22 protein-coding genes and 1 pseudogene are annotated in these 22,232 nt (G+C 37.8%); 1 reads left to right on the forward strand and 22 read right to left on the reverse strand.

Annotated elements, in window-relative coordinates:
* Positions 1–8 precede the first annotated feature (8 nt).
* From minD to LG276_RS16955, 20 genes and pseudogenes are all read right to left on the reverse strand, one after another.
* Entirely contained in the window at positions 9–812 is an 804-nt protein-coding gene (gene minD / locus LG276_RS16860) for a septum site-determining protein MinD (RefSeq protein ID WP_095372405.1), read from the reverse strand.
* Between the two features lies 1 nt (position 813).
* Entirely contained in the window at positions 814–1,491 is a 678-nt protein-coding gene (gene minC / locus LG276_RS16865; protein WP_224935852.1) for a septum site-determining protein MinC, read from the reverse strand.
* Between the two features lie 263 nt (positions 1,492–1,754).
* The gene (mreD, locus tag LG276_RS16870) at positions 1,755–2,273 is read right to left on the reverse strand and encodes a rod shape-determining protein MreD (protein WP_341106538.1); all 519 of its coding nucleotides are present in this window, start codon (positions 2,271–2,273) and stop codon (positions 1,755–1,757) included.
* A complete protein-coding gene (gene mreC / locus LG276_RS16875; RefSeq protein WP_404292411.1) occupies positions 2,270–3,166 on the reverse strand; it encodes a rod shape-determining protein MreC in 897 nt (298 codons plus the stop codon). Before mreC ends, mreD begins: the two co-directional genes overlap by 4 nt.
* A 101-nt stretch (positions 3,167–3,267) precedes the next feature.
* Entirely contained in the window at positions 3,268–4,290 is a 1,023-nt protein-coding gene (locus tag LG276_RS16880; protein WP_095372401.1) for a rod shape-determining protein, read from the reverse strand.
* A gap of 163 nt (positions 4,291–4,453) precedes the next feature.
* Positions 4,454–5,143, reverse strand: a complete 690-nt coding sequence (radC, locus tag LG276_RS16885; protein WP_251162622.1) for a RadC family protein — start codon at positions 5,141–5,143, stop codon at positions 4,454–4,456.
* An 18-nt stretch (positions 5,144–5,161) separates the two neighbouring features.
* Complete coding sequence (locus tag LG276_RS16890) at positions 5,162–5,752, reverse strand: nucleoside triphosphate pyrophosphatase (protein ID WP_224935848.1); 591 nt, start codon at positions 5,750–5,752, stop codon at positions 5,162–5,164.
* A 248-nt stretch (positions 5,753–6,000) separates the two neighbouring features.
* The gene (locus LG276_RS16895; RefSeq protein WP_404292413.1) at positions 6,001–6,939 is read right to left on the reverse strand and encodes an SPOR domain-containing protein; all 939 of its coding nucleotides are present in this window, start codon (positions 6,937–6,939) and stop codon (positions 6,001–6,003) included.
* A gap of 149 nt (positions 6,940–7,088) precedes the next feature.
* Complete coding sequence (locus tag LG276_RS16900; protein ID WP_404292415.1) at positions 7,089–7,772, reverse strand: hypothetical protein; 684 nt, start codon at positions 7,770–7,772, stop codon at positions 7,089–7,091.
* Positions 7,769–8,332, reverse strand: a complete 564-nt coding sequence (locus LG276_RS16905; protein WP_095372396.1) for a hypothetical protein — start codon at positions 8,330–8,332, stop codon at positions 7,769–7,771. The genes LG276_RS16900 and LG276_RS16905 overlap by 4 nt, the downstream gene beginning before the upstream one ends.
* Positions 8,333–9,262, reverse strand: a complete 930-nt coding sequence (pilM, locus tag LG276_RS16910; protein ID WP_404292417.1) for a type IV pilus biogenesis protein PilM — start codon at positions 9,260–9,262, stop codon at positions 8,333–8,335.
* Between the two features lie 22 nt (positions 9,263–9,284).
* Positions 9,285–10,028, reverse strand: coding sequence for a prepilin peptidase (locus LG276_RS16915; RefSeq protein WP_404294449.1), 744 nt, complete (start codon positions 10,026–10,028; stop codon positions 9,285–9,287).
* Between the two features lie 18 nt (positions 10,029–10,046).
* Positions 10,047–10,517, reverse strand: a complete 471-nt coding sequence (locus tag LG276_RS16920; RefSeq protein WP_404409898.1) for a type II secretion system protein — start codon at positions 10,515–10,517, stop codon at positions 10,047–10,049.
* Between the two features lie 111 nt (positions 10,518–10,628).
* Positions 10,629–11,831, reverse strand: coding sequence for a type II secretion system F family protein (locus tag LG276_RS16925; protein WP_404292419.1), 1,203 nt, complete (start codon positions 11,829–11,831; stop codon positions 10,629–10,631).
* Positions 11,824–12,864, reverse strand: coding sequence for a type IV pilus twitching motility protein PilT (locus tag LG276_RS16930; RefSeq protein ID WP_281202224.1), 1,041 nt, complete (start codon positions 12,862–12,864; stop codon positions 11,824–11,826). The genes LG276_RS16925 and LG276_RS16930 overlap by 8 nt, the downstream gene beginning before the upstream one ends.
* On the reverse strand, positions 12,830–14,518 hold the full coding sequence (locus LG276_RS16935) for a GspE/PulE family protein (protein WP_404292421.1): 1,689 nt from the start codon (positions 14,516–14,518) through the stop codon (positions 12,830–12,832). The genes LG276_RS16930 and LG276_RS16935 overlap by 35 nt, the downstream gene beginning before the upstream one ends.
* A gap of 13 nt (positions 14,519–14,531) precedes the next feature.
* Positions 14,532–15,701: a hypothetical protein gene (locus tag LG276_RS16940; RefSeq protein WP_404292423.1), complete on the reverse strand. Its 1,170-nt coding sequence runs from the start codon at positions 15,699–15,701 to the stop codon at positions 14,532–14,534.
* Positions 15,698–16,090, reverse strand: coding sequence for a hypothetical protein (locus LG276_RS16945; protein WP_404292425.1), 393 nt, complete (start codon positions 16,088–16,090; stop codon positions 15,698–15,700). Before LG276_RS16945 ends, LG276_RS16940 begins: the two co-directional genes overlap by 4 nt.
* Positions 16,081–16,362, reverse strand: coding sequence for a hypothetical protein (locus LG276_RS16950; protein WP_263624127.1), 282 nt, complete (start codon positions 16,360–16,362; stop codon positions 16,081–16,083). The genes LG276_RS16945 and LG276_RS16950 overlap by 10 nt, the downstream gene beginning before the upstream one ends.
* Positions 16,363–16,392: 30 nt before the next feature.
* Positions 16,393–16,446 (reverse strand): annotated as a pseudogene (locus LG276_RS16955) (hypothetical protein); the annotation flags it as partial.
* A 60-nt stretch (positions 16,447–16,506) separates the two neighbouring features.
* Here LG276_RS16955 and LG276_RS16960 point away from each other — a divergent pair.
* Positions 16,507–18,054: a PilW family protein gene (locus tag LG276_RS16960; protein WP_404292427.1), complete on the forward strand. Its 1,548-nt coding sequence runs from the start codon at positions 16,507–16,509 to the stop codon at positions 18,052–18,054.
* Positions 18,055–18,181: 127 nt separating this feature from the next.
* Here the strand turns inward: LG276_RS16960 and LG276_RS16965 are convergent, their stop codons facing one another.
* Both LG276_RS16965 and LG276_RS16970 read right to left on the reverse strand, forming a co-directional pair.
* Complete coding sequence (locus LG276_RS16965; RefSeq protein ID WP_404292429.1) at positions 18,182–19,480, reverse strand: bifunctional folylpolyglutamate synthase/dihydrofolate synthase; 1,299 nt, start codon at positions 19,478–19,480, stop codon at positions 18,182–18,184.
* A 72-nt stretch (positions 19,481–19,552) separates the two neighbouring features.
* Entirely contained in the window at positions 19,553–22,198 is a 2,646-nt protein-coding gene (locus tag LG276_RS16970; protein WP_404292431.1) for a valine--tRNA ligase, read from the reverse strand.
* Positions 22,199–22,232 lie beyond the last annotated feature (34 nt).

Consider the following 22,232-nt stretch of genomic DNA (forward strand, 5'->3'; position numbering starts at 1 on the left):
TTCATTTGTTATTTTACTTTGAAGAAGTTCTTTATCTTTGTAAAAACACCGGTATTCTCTTCTTGAAGTTGTTGAAGTGGTACAGACTCGCCAAGAATTCTGCGGGCAATATTTCGATAAGCAATAGAGGCGATATTATTTGGATCCATTGCGATGGGTTCTCCTTGATTTGTCGCCCGAATCACTTGATCATCATCCGCTACAATGCCTAATAATTCTAAATCGAGGTGTCTCGTAATATCATCAATATCCATCGTATCACGGTTTTTCATAAGTTGTGGTCGGATACGATTAATAACTAACCTTGGACGTTCGATATGATCTTCTTGCTCTAACAACCCGATAATGCGATCGGCATCGCGTACCGCTGTTGCCTCTGGTGTAGTTACAACAATCGCTTTTGTTGCTCCTGAAACGGCATTACGATAGCCTTGTTCAATCCCCGCAGGACAATCAATAATAATATAATCAAAATCCTGCTTTAAATCGTCTATTAATATTTTCATTTCGTCCGGGTCAACCGCATTCTTATCACTTGTTTGTGCCGCAGGCAGGAGATAAAGAAGATCATCAAAGCGTTTATCCTTCACAAGGGCTTGCTGCATCTTACAACGCCCCTTAACTACATCCACTAAATCATAAATAATACGGTTTTCAAGGCCCATAACAACATCAAGATTTCTTAGTCCAATATCTGTATCCACAAGGCACACTCTTTTTCCTTGCAGGGCTAATGCTGTACCAATATTTGCAGATGTTGTTGTTTTACCAACGCCGCCTTTTCCGGATGTAATGACTATCGCTTCTCCCACTCTAGAATCCCCCTTGCAAATTCGATATATTTGGTCTTACATGTACCAATACTTGTAGTCTGTCGATAATGATTTGCTGCTCTTCATTCATATAAGCACATTCCATTTCGCGACTGTTTTCATCTTGTTTTTCATCAGGCGCACGAGTGATACTATCACAAATTCGAAGCTGTGTCGGTTTCATAATAGAAGCTGATATCACAGCCTCCTGGTTACCATAGTAACCCGCATGTGCAATTCCTTTTAGCTCGCCCATAATAAAAATATTGCCACCAGCTCTTACTGTTCCTCCGGGGTTTACATCTCCAATGAGCAATAAATCCCCCGGGACTTCAATCACTTGACCTGACCGAACAATTTTTGTTATAGAGACGATTTCATTTGCTTGCTTTTGCTTTTCAGCCTCATCCTTTGTCAGTACATTAGAAAGCACAGACTCCACAACAAGATTTTTCTTTTGCCTGATTAACTCTTTTATCTCTTCCTCTTGAGAGGAGGTTAAATAGCGATTACCTGTATGTACAAGGACAGATATCAATTTATCTTCTTGACTTTTACTACTCTCTATTAATTTATGATTTAATTCTTTTTTAAGTTCCTCATAAGAACAGGCATCATCAAGATGGAGTGTAATCCCATCCTTTGTGCCCTTCATCGTTACATTTTGTCTTTTATTCATTTCAAGATGTTCACCTCAAGAAAGACAAGAACAGATCCATTCTGTTATCTCGCCTCATTCTGATTCTCAATACATATTGTAGGAATAAATTCGACATCAGTTTGCAAAATCCTTTTTTCTTGCAAACTCAATCTTCACTCTGGTTGAAAAGAATAATTATATGGCAAAAGAAACCGGATAACCGGTTTCTAAAGTTGCCTGCAAACAGTCATTCAACTTTATTTCTTCGTTTTTCTTCATTATTGACTAGAACAGACTTAACATTATAACGATAGTCGTTCAACATATTTTTCAAAATATTTCTTCAATGGAAAAATGACTATGACGATAAAAATGAGGTTCAATATAAGTGTTGGAATGAATCTCATAAAGATAAAATCCGAGAATCCCATTGTTGTAATACTAATAATATAGTTGACCCCATAAGATCCTAGCTCCATTAATGCTACACCAAAAAGTGTAATGATTGTCGTCACAATAAGATTATTCTGTAAGATCTTCATTAGTTGATACACAATATAAGTGACAACTGGAAATAAAAATAGGTTAATACCGATAATTTCAGTATAAACAATGTCAAACAGCAATCCAAAAATAAAAGCGTAAAGTAAACCTAGTTTCCTCGAGCCAAAAATAACCAAAAGCATAATTGCTCCAAGTAAAAAATGAGGGATAAGCCATCTCTCATTTGCAAACATCTCTGTTGGAGCGACCATAAGGGCAAATGTACTTTCAATGACGAATAAGAAAATAAATAAGAGAGGGAGAAGATATTTTCTCAACTTTCTTCCTCCTCATTTAATTCTTCAAGCTCTTCTTGAATCTCTGGATTAATGCTGTTAAGTTTCGTTACCATTACATGTTGAATGTCATATAGGTCCGCATTCGGCTCAATATATGCAGTTTGTGTAAGGCCATATTCCGCAGGTGTAACCTCAACAACTTTTCCAATTGACAAGCCTTTAGGGAATACCCCACCATAACCAGATGTCACTACCATTTGCCCTTTTTCTACTTTTGCATCATAAGGTATCTTCGTCATAAGCAAACGTTTTGTTTTTTCATCGTAGCCTTCAATTAAACCAAAAGTTTCTTCTTTTTTCTCACCATCTTGAACAACAGCTGAAATACGGTTCGTTGGATCTTTAGAACTCACCAGCTGAATCGTGGACGTAAAGGTTTGTGCACTTTTCACCTTACCAATGAGTCCATTAGCTGTAATAACCGCCATATTTGCCTCAATACCGTCTCTGGTTCCTTTATTTATGGTAAGCTTTTCTTCCCACCTTAAAGGATTTCTACCGATTACTGTAGCCTGTATAGGTTCATAGTCGGTTAAACTATCTTCTTTTTCTAGTATTTCACGAAGCTCAGCATTATCCTTTTCTAACAATTGTACCTCTGCCTCTAAAAATGCTAGTTTATCTAATCTAGATTTCAGTTCTTTATTTTCTTCATATGTATTTTGCAAGTCTTGAACATTTTCAAAGAAACCAGCAATGTACTGTGTTGGACCGGCAACAATGTTCTGCACCCATCCCGTCATATCTTTTAAAAACTGTTCTGGCCATGTAACACTATCTCTCTCTCTTAAAGAAAAGCCTATCAACGATACGAGAATAATGATACTTACAAGCAAAATAATCAGGCGTTTATTCAGAAAGAACTGTGGCATGCTAAACACCTCGATTGTTATATTTTATGCAATAAAAAAACTTGAAAAACAGGGCATTAATGACGGCCACTAATGCCTAATTTTTCTGTAGGTCACTATTCTTAGCGAGAGTCTTTAGATTTATTTTTAAACAAATGAATATGATCTAATGCTTTGCCAGTACCAATCGCCACACAATCCAGTGGGTTTTCTGCAATAAGAACAGGCATTTTTGTTTCTTCACTAATCACTTTGTCCAAATTGCGTAACAACGCTCCTCCACCTGTTAAAACAATGCCACGATCCATAATATCAGCTGCTAACTCCGGTGGTGTTTTTTCTAATGTTACTTTTACAGCATCAACAATAGAGTATACCGTATCTTTTAATGCTTTTGAAATTTCATCACCTGTAATCTCAATTGTTTTTGGTAATCCAGTTAAAAGATCACGCCCACGGATTTCAAGGTTTTCTACACCTTCCGCTTCACTAGCAGAACCAATCTCTAATTTAATCATTTCAGCAGTTCGATCACCAATCATTAAATTATAAGTTTTACGGATATAATTAATGACTGCATCATCCATTTCATCCCCAGCAATGCGGATTGATTGGCTTGTAACAATTCCCCCTAAAGAAATAATAGCCACTTCAGTTGTACCGCCACCAATATCCACAACCATACTTCCTGTCGGCTCCCATACAGGTAAATTCGCACCAATTGCTGCTGCAAATGGTTCTTCAATGGTAAAAGCATCCTTTGCACCAGCTTGTCTAGTTGCATCTACTACAGCTCTTTCTTCTACTGCAGTAATGCCAGAAGGTACACAGACCATAACATTCGGTTTACCTGAAAAAATGCCCTTATTTTTATTCGCTTGTTTCATATAATATTTCATCATTGTTGCTGTCGTATCATAATCAGCGATTACGCCATCTTTCATTGGTCTTAATGCCACGATATTTCCCGGTGTACGACCAATCATATTTTTAGCGTCATTCCCAACGGCAACAATATGTTTCGTATCAGTTTGAAGTGCCACGACCGATGGCTCTCTAACAACGATTCCTTTACCTTTTACATACACAAGTGTATTTGCTGTTCCTAAATCTATCCCAAGGTCTTTTGTACCAAATCCAAACATTCCTGTATCTCCCTTTCTGATACTATACGATTTTTAAAATAAGGATTATTTAATAGGGCATCTGACAGTCCCTCATTCTTAAAAAAATGATAGGTAAAATACTATACTTCCCCTAAAAAATCATAAACAATATTATATCGTATCGTCAAATAAAAACATAGTGCTAGATATAACCTTTTTCCTTTAAACTGACAAATTTCTTTTCACCAATGATAATATGATCGAGAATATCTATCCCAATTATTTTACCACATTCAGTTAGCCTTTTCGTCACATCAATATCTTCTCTACTTGGAGTCGGATCGCCAGAGGGGTGATTATGCAGACAAATAATCGAGGCGGCAGACTGTCTGAAAGCTTCTTTATACACTTCTCGTGGGTGAACAATAGAGGCATTTAAGCTACCAATAAAAATGGTTTGTTTGCTTAAAACTTGGTTCTTAGTGTTTAAATAAAGACAAACAAAATGTTCCTGTGATAGAAAACGCATTTCGTTCATCACATAATTAGCAGCATCTTCTGGTGAACGAATGCTGTATCTTTCATCGAAGGTTAAATTAGCCATTCTTCTGCCGATTTCTACAGCTGCCATGATTTGAATGGCTTTTGCCTGGCCAATTCCTTTCACTTCGGTAATTTCGCTAAGGGAAGCATCCTTTAATAAACGCAATCCATCAAACTTTGTTAGCAAGCGATTGGACAGCTGCAAAACGGATTCATTTTTTGTCCCTGTCCGCAATAAAATAGCTATTAGTTCATGATTGGATAAGCTCTCTGGTCCACTTTGCATTAACCTTTCCCTCGGCCTTTCATCTTGAGGGAAGTCTTTAATCATTAAGCTTTCCGTATGCATCCCTTTCCTCCTTTTTCATTATCCAAACAAATGGTGAGGAAGTGAATAGCCCATTTTGCGCAACTCTCTAATCGTTTGTGAAATAGGCAATCCCATCACAGCAAAATAGTCTCCGTGTATTTGTTTAACAAGTGTGGCACCAATTCCTTGGATCCCATAGCCCCCCGCTTTGTCAAAAGGCTCACCCGTTTGGATATAGGCATAGATTTCTTCTTCTGATAGCGGCCAAAATTCAACTTTTGTAACAACGGAAAAACGAGTTATTTTATTAGCTGTTAGTATCGCTACACCTGTGTACACTTCATGTGTACCGTTCGATAGGTTCTTAAGCATAAGATACGCTTCATCTTCATCAATCGGTTTGCCTAAAACCTCGCCTTTTTGGACAACAACCGTATCTGAGCCAATTACAAAAGTATCACTTTCGTTATTGTAGACTGCTCTCGCTTTTCGTTCCGCCAATTGTTGCACAATTTCATCCGGCTTTAAATTGGCTTCAAACTGCTCATCAACATGACTGCCTTTTACTTTGAAAGATAAATTTATTTGTTCAAGTAGCTGTTTTCTACGAGGAGAAGTGGAAGCGAGTATGAGGGTTTGTGTTTGCATGTGGTTCACCTTACTTTCATCGTATTTCAAATTGGGAGATACCTCTCTATCGTATCAAACAATCCATCTATTAACAATTTTAAATCATCTAATAATATGAATTTCCACACAAAAAATAGCCCGAAGAAAATCGAGCTAAACAGAGGTAATCTGCTAAAAATAAATATAGACAGTGAAATCAGTGTTTCATAGATTCAATTAGAAATAAAATTAAATTATTCCCCAGAAAATAATATACTAAGAAACTTTTAAGTTTGAACGATGACCGTATATGATTGTAGGAAATTTAAGACTGCCTGTTGAGCGTCCTTACCGTTATTAGCTTTTAGAGCAGTAAGCATTTTTTCCTTTAATGCTATTAAGTCTTCATGGTTCAGCCCTTGATTAATCTCATTTAACGTACTTGAATATGCATTAATTTGTTCAGGGGACGCTTCACCTGTCAATAATTGATACACTTGGGGTGAGAACTCTAAGATTTTCTTTTCTTCTGCCGTTAAACCTTCTACCTTAGCACCATCAATCGTATACTCTTTAGCAAACACTTCTGCACCTTGACCTTCTAATTGGGTACTCATAGTCTTAGCCGCTTCACTTGTAGCTGCTACTCCGATGATAAGTGTATATTGTTCTTGATTCTGGTGGATAAATGTAGGAATGCCTTTTTCCTTATACGAAGCAGCGATACCCTCTGCACTATCCTTGGTAGTAAAAACACCTCCTTGGACGATAAACGTATCTAAAGCAGGTAATTCTGCCGTCTCACTACCCGCAGTTACTGCTCCTGATGCACCTACTTGGGAACTTGCTGCGCCTCCTTCTGCCGTTTCCCCTTTATCGAGAACATTTAACATTACCAACCCAAATCCCGTTCCGATAACAACAGCAAACAGAATGGTAAAAAACATCGACGGGTTTAATTGATATTTCATTTGTTTAAAACTACTTTTCTTAGCTGTGCTTTTACTGTATTTGTTTTTCTTTTTCGTCACTTTTTCTCTATCTGCAAGTTCTTTCTCCCAATCTACTTCTTCTTCTCCACTTGGTAAAATCCAATCAAATTGATCCTCCGCTTCATTTTCCTTTGTGGCCGCTTGCTCCTTTACACCTTCTTCTTTATGCTTCGGTTGACCGTCCTGATTTAATTTTATTGTGATTGTTCTCGCCTTTCCATTATGCTTGTCCATCTTTGTCCACTTCCCTCCCTCTTGCCTTTTACTATTATTTTCATCACTTTATCATAGGAGAAAAAAAAAATAACAAGACTTTTGTCGTCTTGTTACAGAATGATTTCGTCAAATTCCATCATGGATAAAAACTTTGTCAAAGAAAGGCGTCAGTCTCTATCTTCAAAAGGATAGGACTTGCCAGCAGCTTGACCATTGACGATTTTAGGATCATTTTCTTTTAAATCCATAGCGGTAGGAAAATGATAAACTGATACAACCATAATATAATCTCTTATACCATCTTTCACCTGGGTGATTTCGATTGACTCAATGGTTGTATACCGCTCTAGATGCTGTAATTCCTCTGTGAATGAAAGCCAATCCTCATAGCTTTGAGATTGCAAGTGCATGCTAATCACGGTCTTTTCTAATCCATTGGGCAACTTTACTTCAACCATATCTTCTTCTGATGTTGTCGAAATATCATTGATTGTTTCACTATTTGCCGCCTCATCCGAATGAACGCTTTCAACATTAATGGCCATTTGTGTAAGCTGAATTCTATTGACCGTTGCCGCTTCATCTAATAATAATAAAAATTGTTCTTCTAATGGCTCAACAGGTAGATGCAGTCGAGCATCTTCCCATTGTTCTGTGTGTGATACCGTTGTGGAAGAGCCTTGTGCCTTTAAGCCATTTAACCGTGCTTCTTCTGTGATGACCCTTTTTTGTATGGCCGATTCCTCAAGCTTGAGTGGGTATAAGTAAAGAACGTAGGTTAATACAACTGTTATAAGCATGGATAAAACAATTACCAACAACCAATATTTACTTCCTTTGAACACAGTCAACGTTTTTCCTCCTCTACAATTGAGAAATAAGAGGGATCAAACGTGAAGGAGTAACTTGCTTCAAAACGAGACCGTTCCATTTCAGCTGCCTGTTGTTCATTAATCGTTGCTAAAGACGCATCTATAGACCAATCAGCTTGTTTAATACTGTGCAATAAATAAGCTGCTTCTCTTTGTGTATCAAATTGAACAAGCATCTCAACCTCATTTTTGTTCGATAGCTGCAGCGAAAGAATATAGCCTCTTGTTGGCAAAAGAGCTGTTAATTCAGATAAAAACCCGGTGATATTCACGCGTTCTTGTTCTAGCCAAGTTGTTGCATTCATTAACTCTTCTAGCGATTGTGATTGCTCTCTCTCATTCGACATTTCTGTTTGCTCTATTATTTCAACTTGTATATACGCTAATTCTTCCTCACTTGATTGGATACTTCTTTTTATTTTGTAGGCTCCTACGAAAATCGAAGCTAAGAGTAGCAGCAGGATGACCAACAAGATAACTATAAAAGTTGGGTTAACTAAAGGCTTTTGCTTTTGCAACAAATTTATATTGACCGTCATTTAAAGCACATCCTTTAACGCTAACCCCAGCACCTTATTCATCGAAGGTACAATCGTTTCATCATCCATTATTTTCCTAGCGTCAACAATAGCTATACGGCTTGTCATTCTACTACTTAAAAACAACTGAAAACTATGTATAATATTTTCACCACTTAATAAAACAGTTGTAGTTGCATGATTGGTTTGTTGAAGGGTGAAAAAATGAAAATCTTGTAATCGATCCACTTCACGATACACTTCGGTAAATAAATAATCATCATTGGTTAATTCTATATTGTCATCATAGGGTAAATAATGAACAAGCATAGGAATGCCATGATGAATGATAGAGATATGAACACCTTGTTTTTCAAAATGAATGATAACAACACTCTCATTATCCTCTGCTAATCCTAAATAGGCGCTCAACCTCCATAAAGATAATGCTGTGATCTCTGCTTCTTCTGGGTAAACATTAGCTTGAGCGATTACTTGTTCAAACTGATGAACGAGCGTCTCCTCCGCAGCAACTAACAACACACGTTTCTCTTCATTCACCTCTTTATTAGGCATGAGGTGATAATCAAATACTGGTTGTTGAAATGGTAAATGAATGCTAGCCCCTATTTCCATATCCAAATATCCATGAATATGCTTTGCAGGCACTTCATCAGGAATAACTACTGACCTTACAACACTTTGTCCATCCGGAACTATAAATCTAACTTTTTTCCGATGAAGCTGCCAGTCTTCCACACAGCTTTGGAGGATTAAGGATAACCCCGTTTCATCTATTATTTTTCCTTCTTCAATGATTCCTTTTGCAATAGGTTTCACTGCTAGCTTTGTACCATAGGGAAACTGCCGCTTGTTCACTTGGCAATAGCGAATGCAATCATCCTCTATGACTATATTACAAAAGCTTTTTCTTAAGAAAGATAAAGCCATCATTTAAACTCCTTTGTCTAAACTAGAAGATTTGTAAATAATACAGCCATATTTCTTTGCCGAAAAAGTAAGCAGAAAGCGCTCCAGCTGCAATAAAGGGGCCAAAGGGGATGGGGTTGCCTCGTTTAACTTTGCCTACTAGCATAGCTAGTAAACCGAATACAGCGCCGTAAATCGTCGCAAGGAAAAAGGTTAACAAGACAAGCTTTGCACCAAGAGCAAACCCTAATAACGCAAACAGTTTAATATCACCACCGCCCATCCCACCATTACTCACAACTGCAATGGCAAGAAGCAAAAAGAAGCCAATAGCGCAACCTACTAAACTATCCCACCAAGGTGAAAGTGGCCAAATCAATCGTTCTATTATAAAAATGACTGCAAAACTTAGCAAAATACGATCCGGTATTAACATATATTGAATATCCGAAACGAAAATAATCATAAATAAAGATATCAACGTTAGAGCAAACAAAAGCTCTGGCGTCCAACCTAACGTGACAAGCGCAAGCACGAATAACAGCCCTGTTAACAGTTCAACAATAGGATATAAGGGCGAGATCCTCACACCACAGTGACGGCATTTCCCGCGCTGAAATAAATAAGATAACACTGGCACCAATTCATACGCTTGTAAGTTATGGCCGCAGTCAGGACAAGCTGACCGCGGTTTTACAATCGATTTTTTCACAGGTACCCTCAAACCGACAACATTGTAAAAGGAGCCGAGGATGAGGCCTATGATAAATAAGTAGATTAGTAGTATGTGATTGACCTCCTAACTTTATTCCTTAACACTTTCTCTAGATAAGTCAGATTCTAGAACGGCTTCATTATTTCCATCAGAAACTGATCTTTCTCCGTTTGTTAAGAAAACTTTGTATGTGATATTGCTTTTATCTTTTTCAACTTCAACATAGGAACCATTTTTATTTTTATTTCTTTTATATCCATTTTTAACTTTATCTGGATCATCCATCTTTTCCAAATAACCAGATTCCTCTATATCAGCTAAGTATATTATTTTATTTCCATTGTTCTCTTGAATAACATCCTCTGAAGCTACCATTAATTTAGCTGAACTAATCATCTGCCTTGCATTGGCGACGTGAGCATCCTTTTTACTATTATCAATCAATCCTCCGATACTAGGCACAGCAATGGCAGCTAGTATACCAAGGATGACAACAACTGCTAATAATTCAACAAGCGTTAGCCCTCGCTCATTTTTACACTGTTTTTTCCATTTTTTCAACATGTTCATCTACCTTTCTATCTTTTTATTTAAAATAGGTATAATTACCTAAGTATATTATACTATTTTTCTGTGAAATAAATAGATATTTTTTCCTCTAAATGGTAGATTTTATTCGACATGATTGAAAATATCAAACATCGGCACAACGATACTGATAACGATTGTACCGACGATAAGTGCTAAGATGATAATCATAAGCGGTTCAAGCAGCGCTTTCATCCGTTCGGTTGTCTGATCGATTTCACTATCATATAAATCAGCTACTTTTTCAAGCATCTCATCTAAGGAACCACTTCTTTCACCAACGGCAATCATATGTGAAAGCAATGGAGGTAGTAGGCGATTCTTCATTGGTTTCGCTAATGATCTTCCTGTCTCAATACTGAGACTTGCATCTTGTAGAATAGTTTTTATTACCGTTAAGGAAGCCATTCTTTCCACTATTTTAAGTGCTTCTACAATCGATACAGAACTGATTAACAAGCTTGATAATGTTCTTGTAAATAAAGCGACCTCTTTAATAATAAGCATTCTTCCGACAAATGGGGTACGTAACAATAACCAGTCTCTACAACCTCTAAGGAGTTTATGATCACGAAATAGTAAAATCGTGAGTACAAGCACGAATAAGAAAAAGAGAATCATATACCAGTTCATCGTAAGGTAGTCACTAATACGAAGGACAAATATCGTAATGGCTGGAAGTTCTGCATTGAAGCCTGCGAACATTTGAACGAATGTCGGCACCACTTGTAGCATTAAAAATAGAACAACAAAAATAGCAATGATGCTAACAACAATAGGATAGGCTAGGGCAGATAAAACCTTGTTTTTTAGCTGATTTTGTTTTTCATAATAATCAGCCAGACGGCGTACGACATCATCTAGCATCCCCCCGGCTTCTCCGGCATGTATCATATGAATCATATAAGGCTGAAACAAATCAGGGTGTTCTTTTACTGCTTCCGATAGAGGCTTTCCTTCATCCAAAGTGTCTCTCATACTTAATAATGCTTGCTTTAATCGTTTATTTTCCGTCTGCTCTGCTAACATATCTGTTGCCTCAATTACTGTAATTCCAGCTTGTAAAAGGGCAGCGAATTGCCTCAAATACACTACAAGCACACTTGTCTTTAATCCCTTTTTTATAGCAATATCTTTCGTCCAGAATGTTTCTCTCACTTCATTTAATTCGATAACCCGAAATCCTTTTTGCTCTAATTTAGTAACCGCCTCTTTTTTTGTCCAGCCATGGATGATTCCTGTTCGCTTTCCTTTTAAGCTTTTAGCGACATATGAGAATCTAGCCATGACGTCTCCTTTCTTTTATAAAGGGAGAAGCCACCTCCGGAGAGATGAGCTGTTTTTGTAATAATTTCGTTACGCTAGTCTCTATTGTATGCATGCCAATCTCTCTTGATGTTTGCATCACATTGATGAGCTGATGGATTTTCTCGTTACGAATAAGGTTAGCTACTGCTGCTGTATTCACTAATAATTCAGTAGCTACCGTTCGACCGGTACCCGTTTTTAAGGGCAAGAGTCGCTGCGAAAAAACCCCTACTAAGACAGATGCAAGTTGAAAGCGAATTTGCGTTTGTTGGTCAGCCGGAAAAACATCAATCATGCGATTAATGGTTGAAGGAGCACTAGATGTATGCAATGTGCCTAGAACGAGATGACCCGTTTCAGCAGCTGTAATCGCTGTTTGAATCGTTTCAAGGTCACGCATTTCACCCACCAATATGACGTCAGGGTCTTGTCTTAATGCAGCCCGCAGCCCGTTGGCAAAGTTTTGTGTATCAAAACCGACTTCTCTCTGATTAATAATTGACCGATGATGTTTATGTAAATACTCAATCGGATCTTCTAAAGTGATAATATGCTTAGATAAAGTATCATTCATTTGTTGAATAATAGCCGCTAATGTTGTTGATTTGCCGCTACCTGTTGGTCCAGTCACCAAGAAAAGCCCTTGTGGTTGCTCAACTATTTTAGCTAACACCGGCGGTAAAGAAAGCTGATTCAATGTTGGAATGCTGACTGGAACAACACGAATTGCGAGGCTTATACATGACCTTTGATGATAAGCATTCACTCTAAAACGTGATAAACCAGGAATGCCATATGAGAAATCTAATTCCCCTTTTTCTTTAAATTTTTTCCATAGATGAACAGGAATGATTTCTTTAGCCATCTCCTCAGTCGCCTGTGGTGTTAATACTTCCTCTGTGATTCTTTCTAGCACACCATTGTTACGAATAATCGGTTGAGTCCCTACACTAATATGTAAGTCAGATGCCTGTTTGTTATACGCGCTCGTTAACAAATCTATCATTTTCATTCCCTAAACTCCCCCCTTCCTCTAACATCGTTACCTTTAACACTTCCTCTAAAGTGGTCAGTCCTTGAGAGATTTTATGCAATCCGTCTTCTAATAAGCTTCTCATCCCAGCTTTCTTCGCTGCGATTTTTAATGTAGTAGTATCATGATCAGTAGTAATGATTTTTCGCAAAGCGTCGTTTAATGTAAAAACTTCATGTAAAGCGATTCTCCCTTTATACCCTGTCATCTGGCAATGACTGCAACCTCTCCCTCTTTGTAAGTTTTCGAGTTCAATTCCTTTGTTAGCAAATACCGTTTGTTCATACGAAGTCGGTGTAACGGTTTCCTTACATTCAAGACAGACTTTGCGTACCAATCTTTGAGCAACCACACCATTTAATGCTGAGCTCACAAGAAAAGGTTCAATTCCCATATCGATTAACCTCATCACCGTTGACACACTATCATTTGTATGGAGAGTACTTAAAACGAGATGCCCTGTTAAAGCTGCCCTTATAGCGACTTGGGCTGTTTCTTGATCTCTTATTTCACCGATCATGATGATATTTGGGTCTTGCCTTAATATAGATCTCAATCCACTAGCAAAGGTCATCCCCACTTGCTTATGAACTTGTAGCTGATTGATTCCTTTTAGAATTTGTTCAACAGGGTCTTCGATCGTAATGATATTGACTTCTTCTTTATTCAATTCATGTAAGGCGGCATATAAGGTGGATGTTTTTCCAGCACCAGTTGGTCCTGTAATTAGAACGATACCTGCTGGTTGCTGAATCATCTGCCTTATTTGCATTAAATGTTCTTTTTGAAAGCCAAGATGTTCGAACTGCATAAGCCGCTCCTGCCGATCTAATATTCTTAATACCGCTTTTTCCCCATGAACCGTCGGAATAAGAGACACCCTTATATCGACCGTGCGATAATCAATTGGTATTTTGACACGTCCGTCTTGTGCTATCCTTTGCTCGGTTGTATCCAACTCTGCCATAATTTTAATTCTTGAAAATAGTTCATTTTGGATAGATTTCGGTAATTCCCGCTCTCGATGTAATAACCCATCAACGCGAAAGCGAATAACAACACTGTTTTCTTGTGCATCTATATGAATATCACTAGCCTTCATGGCAATGGCACTACTTAATAATTGATCTATTAACTGGATAATCGGTGCATTCCTTCTACTTCTTTGCTTTCCTTTCCTTTCACTCCCAGCTGCCACTTCTTCTTTAGGTTCATCTCGATAATAGCGATGGATCGTACGAACAATATCATCTTTAGCAGCAATGGCCGGATGAATCTTATACCCTGTTGTTAAACGAAGATCATCAATTGTATAGTAATCTAGAGGGTCCGCCATCGCCACGAGGAGATGGTCACCCTCAAGCTTTAAAGGAATGACAAGATTTCTCTTCGACACTTCCATTGAGATAAGTTGCAAAATAGAGGGATTGATTGGATAAGCCGTTAAGTCCACATGAGGAATGCCCAATTGCCACTCGAGCGCTTGAATGAGTTGTTTCTCCGTTATTAATTCGCTTTGTAGTAAGGCATCCCCAAGCTTTTGACTCTTGTTCTTTTCCCGTAATACCTTCTCTAATGCTCCATGGGTGATGACACCAGCATCTATTAATAATTCGCCTAATTTTTTGCGCAAGAGATTTCCTCCTTTATTTCTCCATTTTTTCGCCCTCTATCCCCCATAAATCATCACGCGGTTCACTTTCTTCATTTGAATCCTTTGTTACTTCTTTGTTCTCTTCTTCTTCCCTACCGTCACCTCTCCATTCAATTGTAGATATGGGGGGATAATAATCTTTCAATCTAGCAAATGTCTCTATGAACATACCTTTTCGCTTTTGGCGCTCAATGACAACCCGTATACCCATGGCACCTTCTTCAATGATTTTCGCACCGTCTTCTAACCCTTCTTGGTTATATACCTTTGTCAGTGGCTCAATTTGCTCCGTCTCTTTTATTACAGCCTCATAATCATAAATAAATGGTGGCCCCAATAAAGTAAAATACATCCTCCCCCTGCTCTCTTCTATTTTGATTGTATAATTGACAGTATGAGGGTTGTAGAATTTGAAATCATGTTGTCTTTTCTTGTCCACGTAAGCTTCATATCCTGCCTCAGTAAAGCTTGGAAGCTTATTTTGAATGTATCTTTCTTCAATGGAAAAATTCGTATGTAAAATAAGTTGATAAATGCCTGTTGCTATTATAGGTAGATCATTTTCCTCACCGAATTGATCTAACACAGAGAAAAGGGAACGTTTATCGATAGCAACGGATTGGGCATAGCCACTCCAATCATCATCTACTTGTAGTACAACTTGAGCGAGTGGTTCTTGTACCAGTGTTACTGGTAAGTACTCCTCTATTTGCACATTAAAGGATGTTTCTAATCTACTAACTTTATCTACCATGTCCTCATAGATTTTATTCATCTCTTCTTCATTCAACGTCAATTGTGAAAATAATTCTTCTACACGCTCATAAAACAATTGCTTATCATATTCAACAAAAAGTGGATGATTTGTTCCTTCTGTTATTTCTTTAACAGTACCCTCCACGTTAAAGCGAAATAATTGCGGGTCAAGTATCCATTCTTCATCTAGATAGGTAACCTTTATTTGTGCTTTATTTCGCCATTGTTCAACTTTTTGCAGTAACTTACTTTTTATTTCTCCTTCACTTAAACCTTTAATGACCACATCTGCCACTTTCGTTTTACTTGAATGAATAGAAGGAGGAGTGGCATGAGCAACATACTGCCAAACGATGATGAGCAAAAGAATTAGTACAATACTTGTTAGAATTATTCTTGCTTTCATTTTTCTTCACCTTCATGTACGAACGCCATTGCAGCTCCGCACTTATTTTTATAAATAGGGATGATACCTAACCCTTCTATATCCAATGCATTGTCACAGGTACAAGCACTCGTCTCATCTCCTATCTCAACCCAAGATGTATTTGTAGCGAAAACCACACAGTGATGGTCAGATAGCGCGATCGCCTTGTTCCCTTCTTGGGTAGAAAATAGGGTTACTCCTACTTCAATCAAACGATGATGTTGGATATCAAATTGACTTTGTGTGATTTGTTTGGTTGATTGAAGGACACCTAACAAAAGCGGTGGGATGATAATAAATAGCAACAATATAATCAAAAGAACAGTAACAAGTGCATACCCCTTTTCGCCATTTTCCTTTACTCGCACCTTGAACCCTCACCTTCAAGTTGTGATATACCATAGAGTTCCTCTAAAGGCTCATCTCCTTCCTTTCCAGTAGAGACAGTAACCTTCAAAATAGCTTTTTCTTCCACCATCTTTTGAATCACTTTAATCACATATTCTTGTTCGTTTATATCAACAGTTTCTTGACCGCACGTTCCCTCTATTAATGCTTTCTCTGCTAGTTGTATTGCAGTAAAATCAGCCTCCGTTCTTGTTATTTGTCCGTTTGCATTGATAAAGACAGAAATAAACACAGTAAGTACAATTGTAATTAACGAAAGAGAAACAATGACTTCAATTAGCGTTATCCCCTTTTGTTTTTTTAATAGTTTAAAAATTTCTCATTCACCTCCAAATAATTATTATGTAAAATAAAGGTATAAAGGGGGTATAAAGAAATGGGTAAATATAACTATAAAAATAACATAGGTATGACATTAATTGAAGTACTAGCGACCATTGCTATCCTTTCAATTATTAGTTCTGTGATTTATGGTACTTTTATTTCAATAGAGAAAACAAAAAGTAAGACTTTTACTTCTGTCAATTTAAGGCAAGAATCTAACCTCATTATGGCTTATTTAAGAGACTTACATCAAGTAAAATATGCAACAACGCCACAATATTCTTTATCGCTACCTTCTTTACTATTAAGAAATGATATTCACTTCAAAGACATCTCGATTAAACCTGCTAATCAAAGCAGAGCAGATCCTTATTGTAGTTATCATGAAGATGATGTGAAACCTCTTGAGGATTGCCTCATTTCTAGTGATGTAATTGATGTTCAATTCACTCTTGCAGGCGGAGAAGATACTTTCAGTGTTCATACTAAAATAAACAAACTGCTGTTAGGAGATAAAGAGGAGGATTCTGGAAACGAGGAGAATCCCGGCGACGGAGGAGGGGGCGATGATAATGGCGAGGACCCTAATGAAGGAGAAAATTCTACTTGCTCTGACAGCTTCTATCAATGTATGATTGAAAGTCAACTATTTATCCATGGTTCCTCATTTGCCTTTCATGGTAACCGAATCAATGGTAGCGATGCAACCATATATATTGGGGATTCATTAAAAACTACCCACATTAATGGCGGGGCCTTAAGTAGTGTTTCTAATCTATTTATAGATGGAGATGTAAATTTACAAGGAGGTAGTGCAGGATTAGGATCAGCCTCAAAGCCAGGGCAAGTTTGTATTAACGGCGACTTTTCAGCCACAGGTGGACGTTCTATATATGGTCATACCGTTGTGAATGGAAGGGCCAATATTAAGGATACGACTTTTTATCAACCTCTAACCATAATGAAGGATGCAGTGTTACCTGGAGGAACATATAAAGATATCGTACATATTGGTGGTGACACTTACATCAAAGATGCTTACTTTGAGAAGGCGCTTTTTTCTCATCAAGACTTGACGGTTGATTGGACTCCATCCTTTTCTCCTTCCGCTTTAGCAACATATGTTGGAGAATTGTATCATCCGAATAATATAAATTTATCCGCTTATCAAAAAGGAACATCTTTAGAAAAGTTAACGAGTTGTAGCATCCCTTCTTACCCTCTTCTTAAAACCAAACCAGCAGGATGGTATGAAGCAAATGGCTATGGTTCCTCAGTAAAAAGTGAAAATATGAAATTATTTGGAGGAGATATTACCATTTCTCCATATCTTGACGAAAAATACCGTTATATAAACTCCTTTTCAAAAGCAGTAATTATTGCTACCGGTGATGTATATATCGGTTCACAAAGTCAATGGATTGAACGATTTAGCGGAGTTGTATTTGCTCCATATGGAAGTGTAACCTTTTATGGAGGAGAATTTAATGGTAGTATCATTGCTAAAAATGGCGTTTACCTTATGAATGGGGGAACAACAGTGAACTATATCCCGATTAGTGATTTTTTTGCTCAAGAAAAGGATTTCCCTCTTGAATAAGACACATAATAATAAAACGCCAATTGCTCTATTCATGTTGGTCAATTAAAAAGTAAAGGGCGATTCTAAAAGCTATTTGACGCCCTTTACTTATACGGCTACGAGCAATATCCATCGTAACCAATCATTATTGATGAGCGAAAAAACGCTTTACTTCAGAAATAAAGTATAGGGAACCTGTAATCACTAAAACATCATTTTCACGCATCATTTCTTTCGTTTCTTTTATTGCTTCTTGCCAATCAGCTGTAACTAAATGATGATTCTTTTGACTGATTGCAGACAGTTCCTCAGCTTTTGCCGCACGAGGGAAATCAAACCCTACAAAAGTAATCGCTTTCGCACAATCCTCCATTCTTTGAATCATGCCTTGCAGTGGTTTGTCCTTTAATGCTGCAAAAATAAAATAAATATCACGATCGTGATAGCGCTTTTCTAATTCGTCACAAACAGCAGCCATTCCTTCTTCATTATGTGCTCCGTCTAAAATCGTTAGTGGGCCTGTTGCCACGCGCTCAAAACGACCGGGCCAATACGTTTTCTTCAAGCCTCTCCCTATGCTTTCTTCTGAAATCACAAAGGAAAAATATTGATTCAGAAAATCAATCGCCATCAACGCCAAGCTGGCATTTTCTACTTGATGAACACCTGGCATCGATATTTCTAAATAGTCTCTTTGACTAAATGTATTCTGAAAAGAAAAGGCCTCACCTACTTCTGTCGATACGATATGCTCCGCTTGGAATTGCTTATTTGCTTGATAAAGTTTTGCATGTTTTTCTTTTGCTGTCTTTTCGATAACAGCCACTGCCTCATCTTGCTTAACACCAGTAATAATTGGTGTTCCAGGCTTTATAATCCCAGCTTTTTCAGAGGCAATCTTCTCAATCGTATCACCTAATATCGCTGTGTGATCAAGACCGGTATTTGTAATGATAGATAATAGGGGATGAAGGACATTTGTTGAATCTAGTCTGCCACCTAATCCTACTTCAAACAAAGCAATATCAACCGGTTCAATATGGGCAAAATAATGAATCGCCATTGTTGTTATAATTTCAAATTCAGATGGCTCTCCTAGTTCTGATCCTTCGAGCTCTACTGCAAGCGGATAAATATCATTCACTAGCTGGACAATATCTTTATCAGAAATCGGCTTGCCGCCTAATGTAATCCGTTCATTGAATTGCTCTATATATGGAGAAGTAAATGTACCTACCATAATCCCTTCTGCTTCAAGGATTGAGTGGATATAAGCTAGTGTCGAACCTTTACCGTTCGTTCCCCCTATATGTATAACCTTCAGTCTTCTTTCTGGATGATTCAACTTTTCCATCATCCATTCCATCCTTTGTAATCCTGGTTTGATCCCAAGACGAAGACGAGAATGAATCCAACCAATTGCTTCTTCATATGTTGTAAACATTTCTATCTGCCACCTTTATTAATATAACCATTATAAGAGGAGACGATATTTCGCCTCCTCTCCTATTATACCTTATTCACCTTTTAATTCGTTCATTCTTGCTTCAACTGCTGAACGTTTTTCGCTATAATCTTGTTCTTTCGCTTTTTCTTCAGCGATCACTTTTTCAGGTGCTTTCTTAATAAAACCTTCATTGCTTAATTTTTTCTGAACACGTTCTACTTCTTTATTTAACTTATCCCATTCTTTTTGTAAACGAGCAATTTCTTCATCAATATTAATTAAACCTGCTAATGGCAGAATAATTTCTGCTCCAGTAACAATCGCTGTCATCGCTTTATCAGGTGCTTTTGCATCAATCGCAATGGTTAATTGCTCAGGATTACAGAAGCGTTCAATATAACCAACATTTTTACTTAAAACCTTCTGTACTTTTTCATCTTTTGTTTTGATGAGCATATCAATCTTCTTACTCAATGGTGTGTTTACTTCTGCACGAATATTACGTACAGAACGAATAATTTCTACAAGCAGTTTCATTTCTTCTGCTGCTGCCTTATCGGAAAGCTCTTCATTCACAGTCGGCCAAGAGGCAACTGTAATCGATTCTCCTTTATGAGGAAGGTTTTGCCAGATTTCCTCTGTAATAAACGGCATGAATGGATGCAATAATCTCATTGTTTGGTCTAGTACATAAGCGAGAACAGATCTTGTTGTCTGTTTAGCTGCTTCATCTTCACCGTATAATGGCAGTTTTGCCATTTCAATATACCAGTCACAGAAATCATCCCAAATGAAGTTATAGAGGATTCTGCCCACTTCACCAAACTCATAACGATCGGACAACCTTGTTACCGTTTCAATTGTTTCATTTAAGCGAGTTAAAATCCATTTATCTGCAACCGATTTTTCACCGGTTAAATCAATTTCATCATAAGTTAATCCATTCATGTTCATTAAGGCAAATCGAGAAGCGTTCCATATTTTATTGGCAAAATTCCACGTAGATTCTACTTTTTCAAAGCTGAAACGCAGATCCTGGCCTGGTGAGCTTCCTGTTGATAAGAAATAGCGCAAGGAGTCTGCACCGTATTTCTCAATTACATCCATAGGATCAACGCCATTACCTAGTGACTTACTCATCTTACGACCTTCCGCATCGCGAACCAATCCATGAATAAGTACATCTTTAAATGGACGACCACCAGTAAATTCAATACCTTGGAAAATCATTCTAGATACCCAGAAGAAAATGATATCATAGCCGGTTACTAACGCATCAGTCGGATAATAGCGTTTAAAATCTGCACTTTCTTCATTCGGCCAACCTAATGTGGAGAATGGCCATAACGCGGATGAAAACCATGTATCAAGCACATCTTCATCTTGTTTCCAGTTCTCACTATCACTCGGTGCTTCTGTTCCTACATATACTTCACCTGTTTCCTTATGATACCAAGCTGGGATGCGATGACCCCACCATAGTTGACGAGAAATACACCAATCACGAATATTTTCCATCCAGCGTAAATACGTATTTTCAAAACGATCTGGAACGAAGTTGACTTTATCTTCACCCTTTTGCAAATCAACCGACGCATCCGCAAGTGGTTGCATTTTTACAAACCATTGTGTAGATAAATAAGGTTCTACAACCGCCCCACTACGTTCTGAATGACCCACAGAATGAAGATGCTCTTCAATTTCAAAAAGAATACCTTCTTCTTGCAAATCTTTAACGATTTGTTTACGGCATTCAAAACGATCTAACCCTTGATATTTGCCAGCATTCTCATTCATTGACCCGTCTTCATTCATTACTAGAATTCTTGTTAAGTTATGACGATTACCAATTTCAAAGTCATTCGGGTCATGAGCTGGTGTAATTTTCACTGCTCCTGAACCAAATTCCATGTCAACATAATCATCTGCAACAATCGGAATTTCTCTGCCAGTAATAGGTAGTTTCACCGTTTTACCAATCAAGTGTTGATAACGCTCATCTTTAGGGTGAACGGCAACCGCTGTATCACCTAGCATCGTTTCAGGTCTTGTTGTCGCAATTTCAATATGGCCACTACCATCTGTTAATGGATAGCGCATATGATAGAACGCCCCTTGCACATCTTTATGGATAACTTCTATATCAGATAAAGCTGTTTGAGTAGAAGGGTCCCAGTTAATAATATACTCGCCTCTATAAATCAAGCCTTTATTATATAAAGCAACGAAGACTTCTTGTACAGCATCTGATAACCCTTCATCTAATGTAAAGCGTTCACGGTTATAATCTAGACCGAGACCAAGCTTAGACCATTGTTGTCTAATATGTCCTTTATATTCATTCGTCCATTTCCACGTTTCTTCTACAAACGCTTCTCGACCTAAATCATAACGGCTTTTTCCTTCTTCACGAAGTTTTTGCTCAACTTTTGCTTGAGTAGCAATACCTGCATGGTCCATACCAGGTAACCACAGAACATCATAGCCTTGCATGCGCTTCATTCTCGTCAAAATATCTTGAAGCGTTGTATCCCATGCATGACCAAGATGCAATCTTCCCGTTACATTTGGTGGCGGTATCACAATAGTATAAGGTTTTTTCTCCGGATCATCTTTTGCCTCAAAATATTTTCCTTTTAACCACCAATCATAACGACCTTGTTCAATAGACTGAGGGTCATATTTTGTTGGCATCGTGATATTATTCTCTTCCATCGCCTATTCATCCTTTCTCACATTCGCTTATCGT

It is taken from the genome of Cytobacillus kochii, from assembly GCF_044790165.1.
GTDB classification, from domain to species: Bacteria; Bacillota; Bacilli; order Bacillales; family Cytobacillaceae; genus Cytobacillus; species Cytobacillus kochii.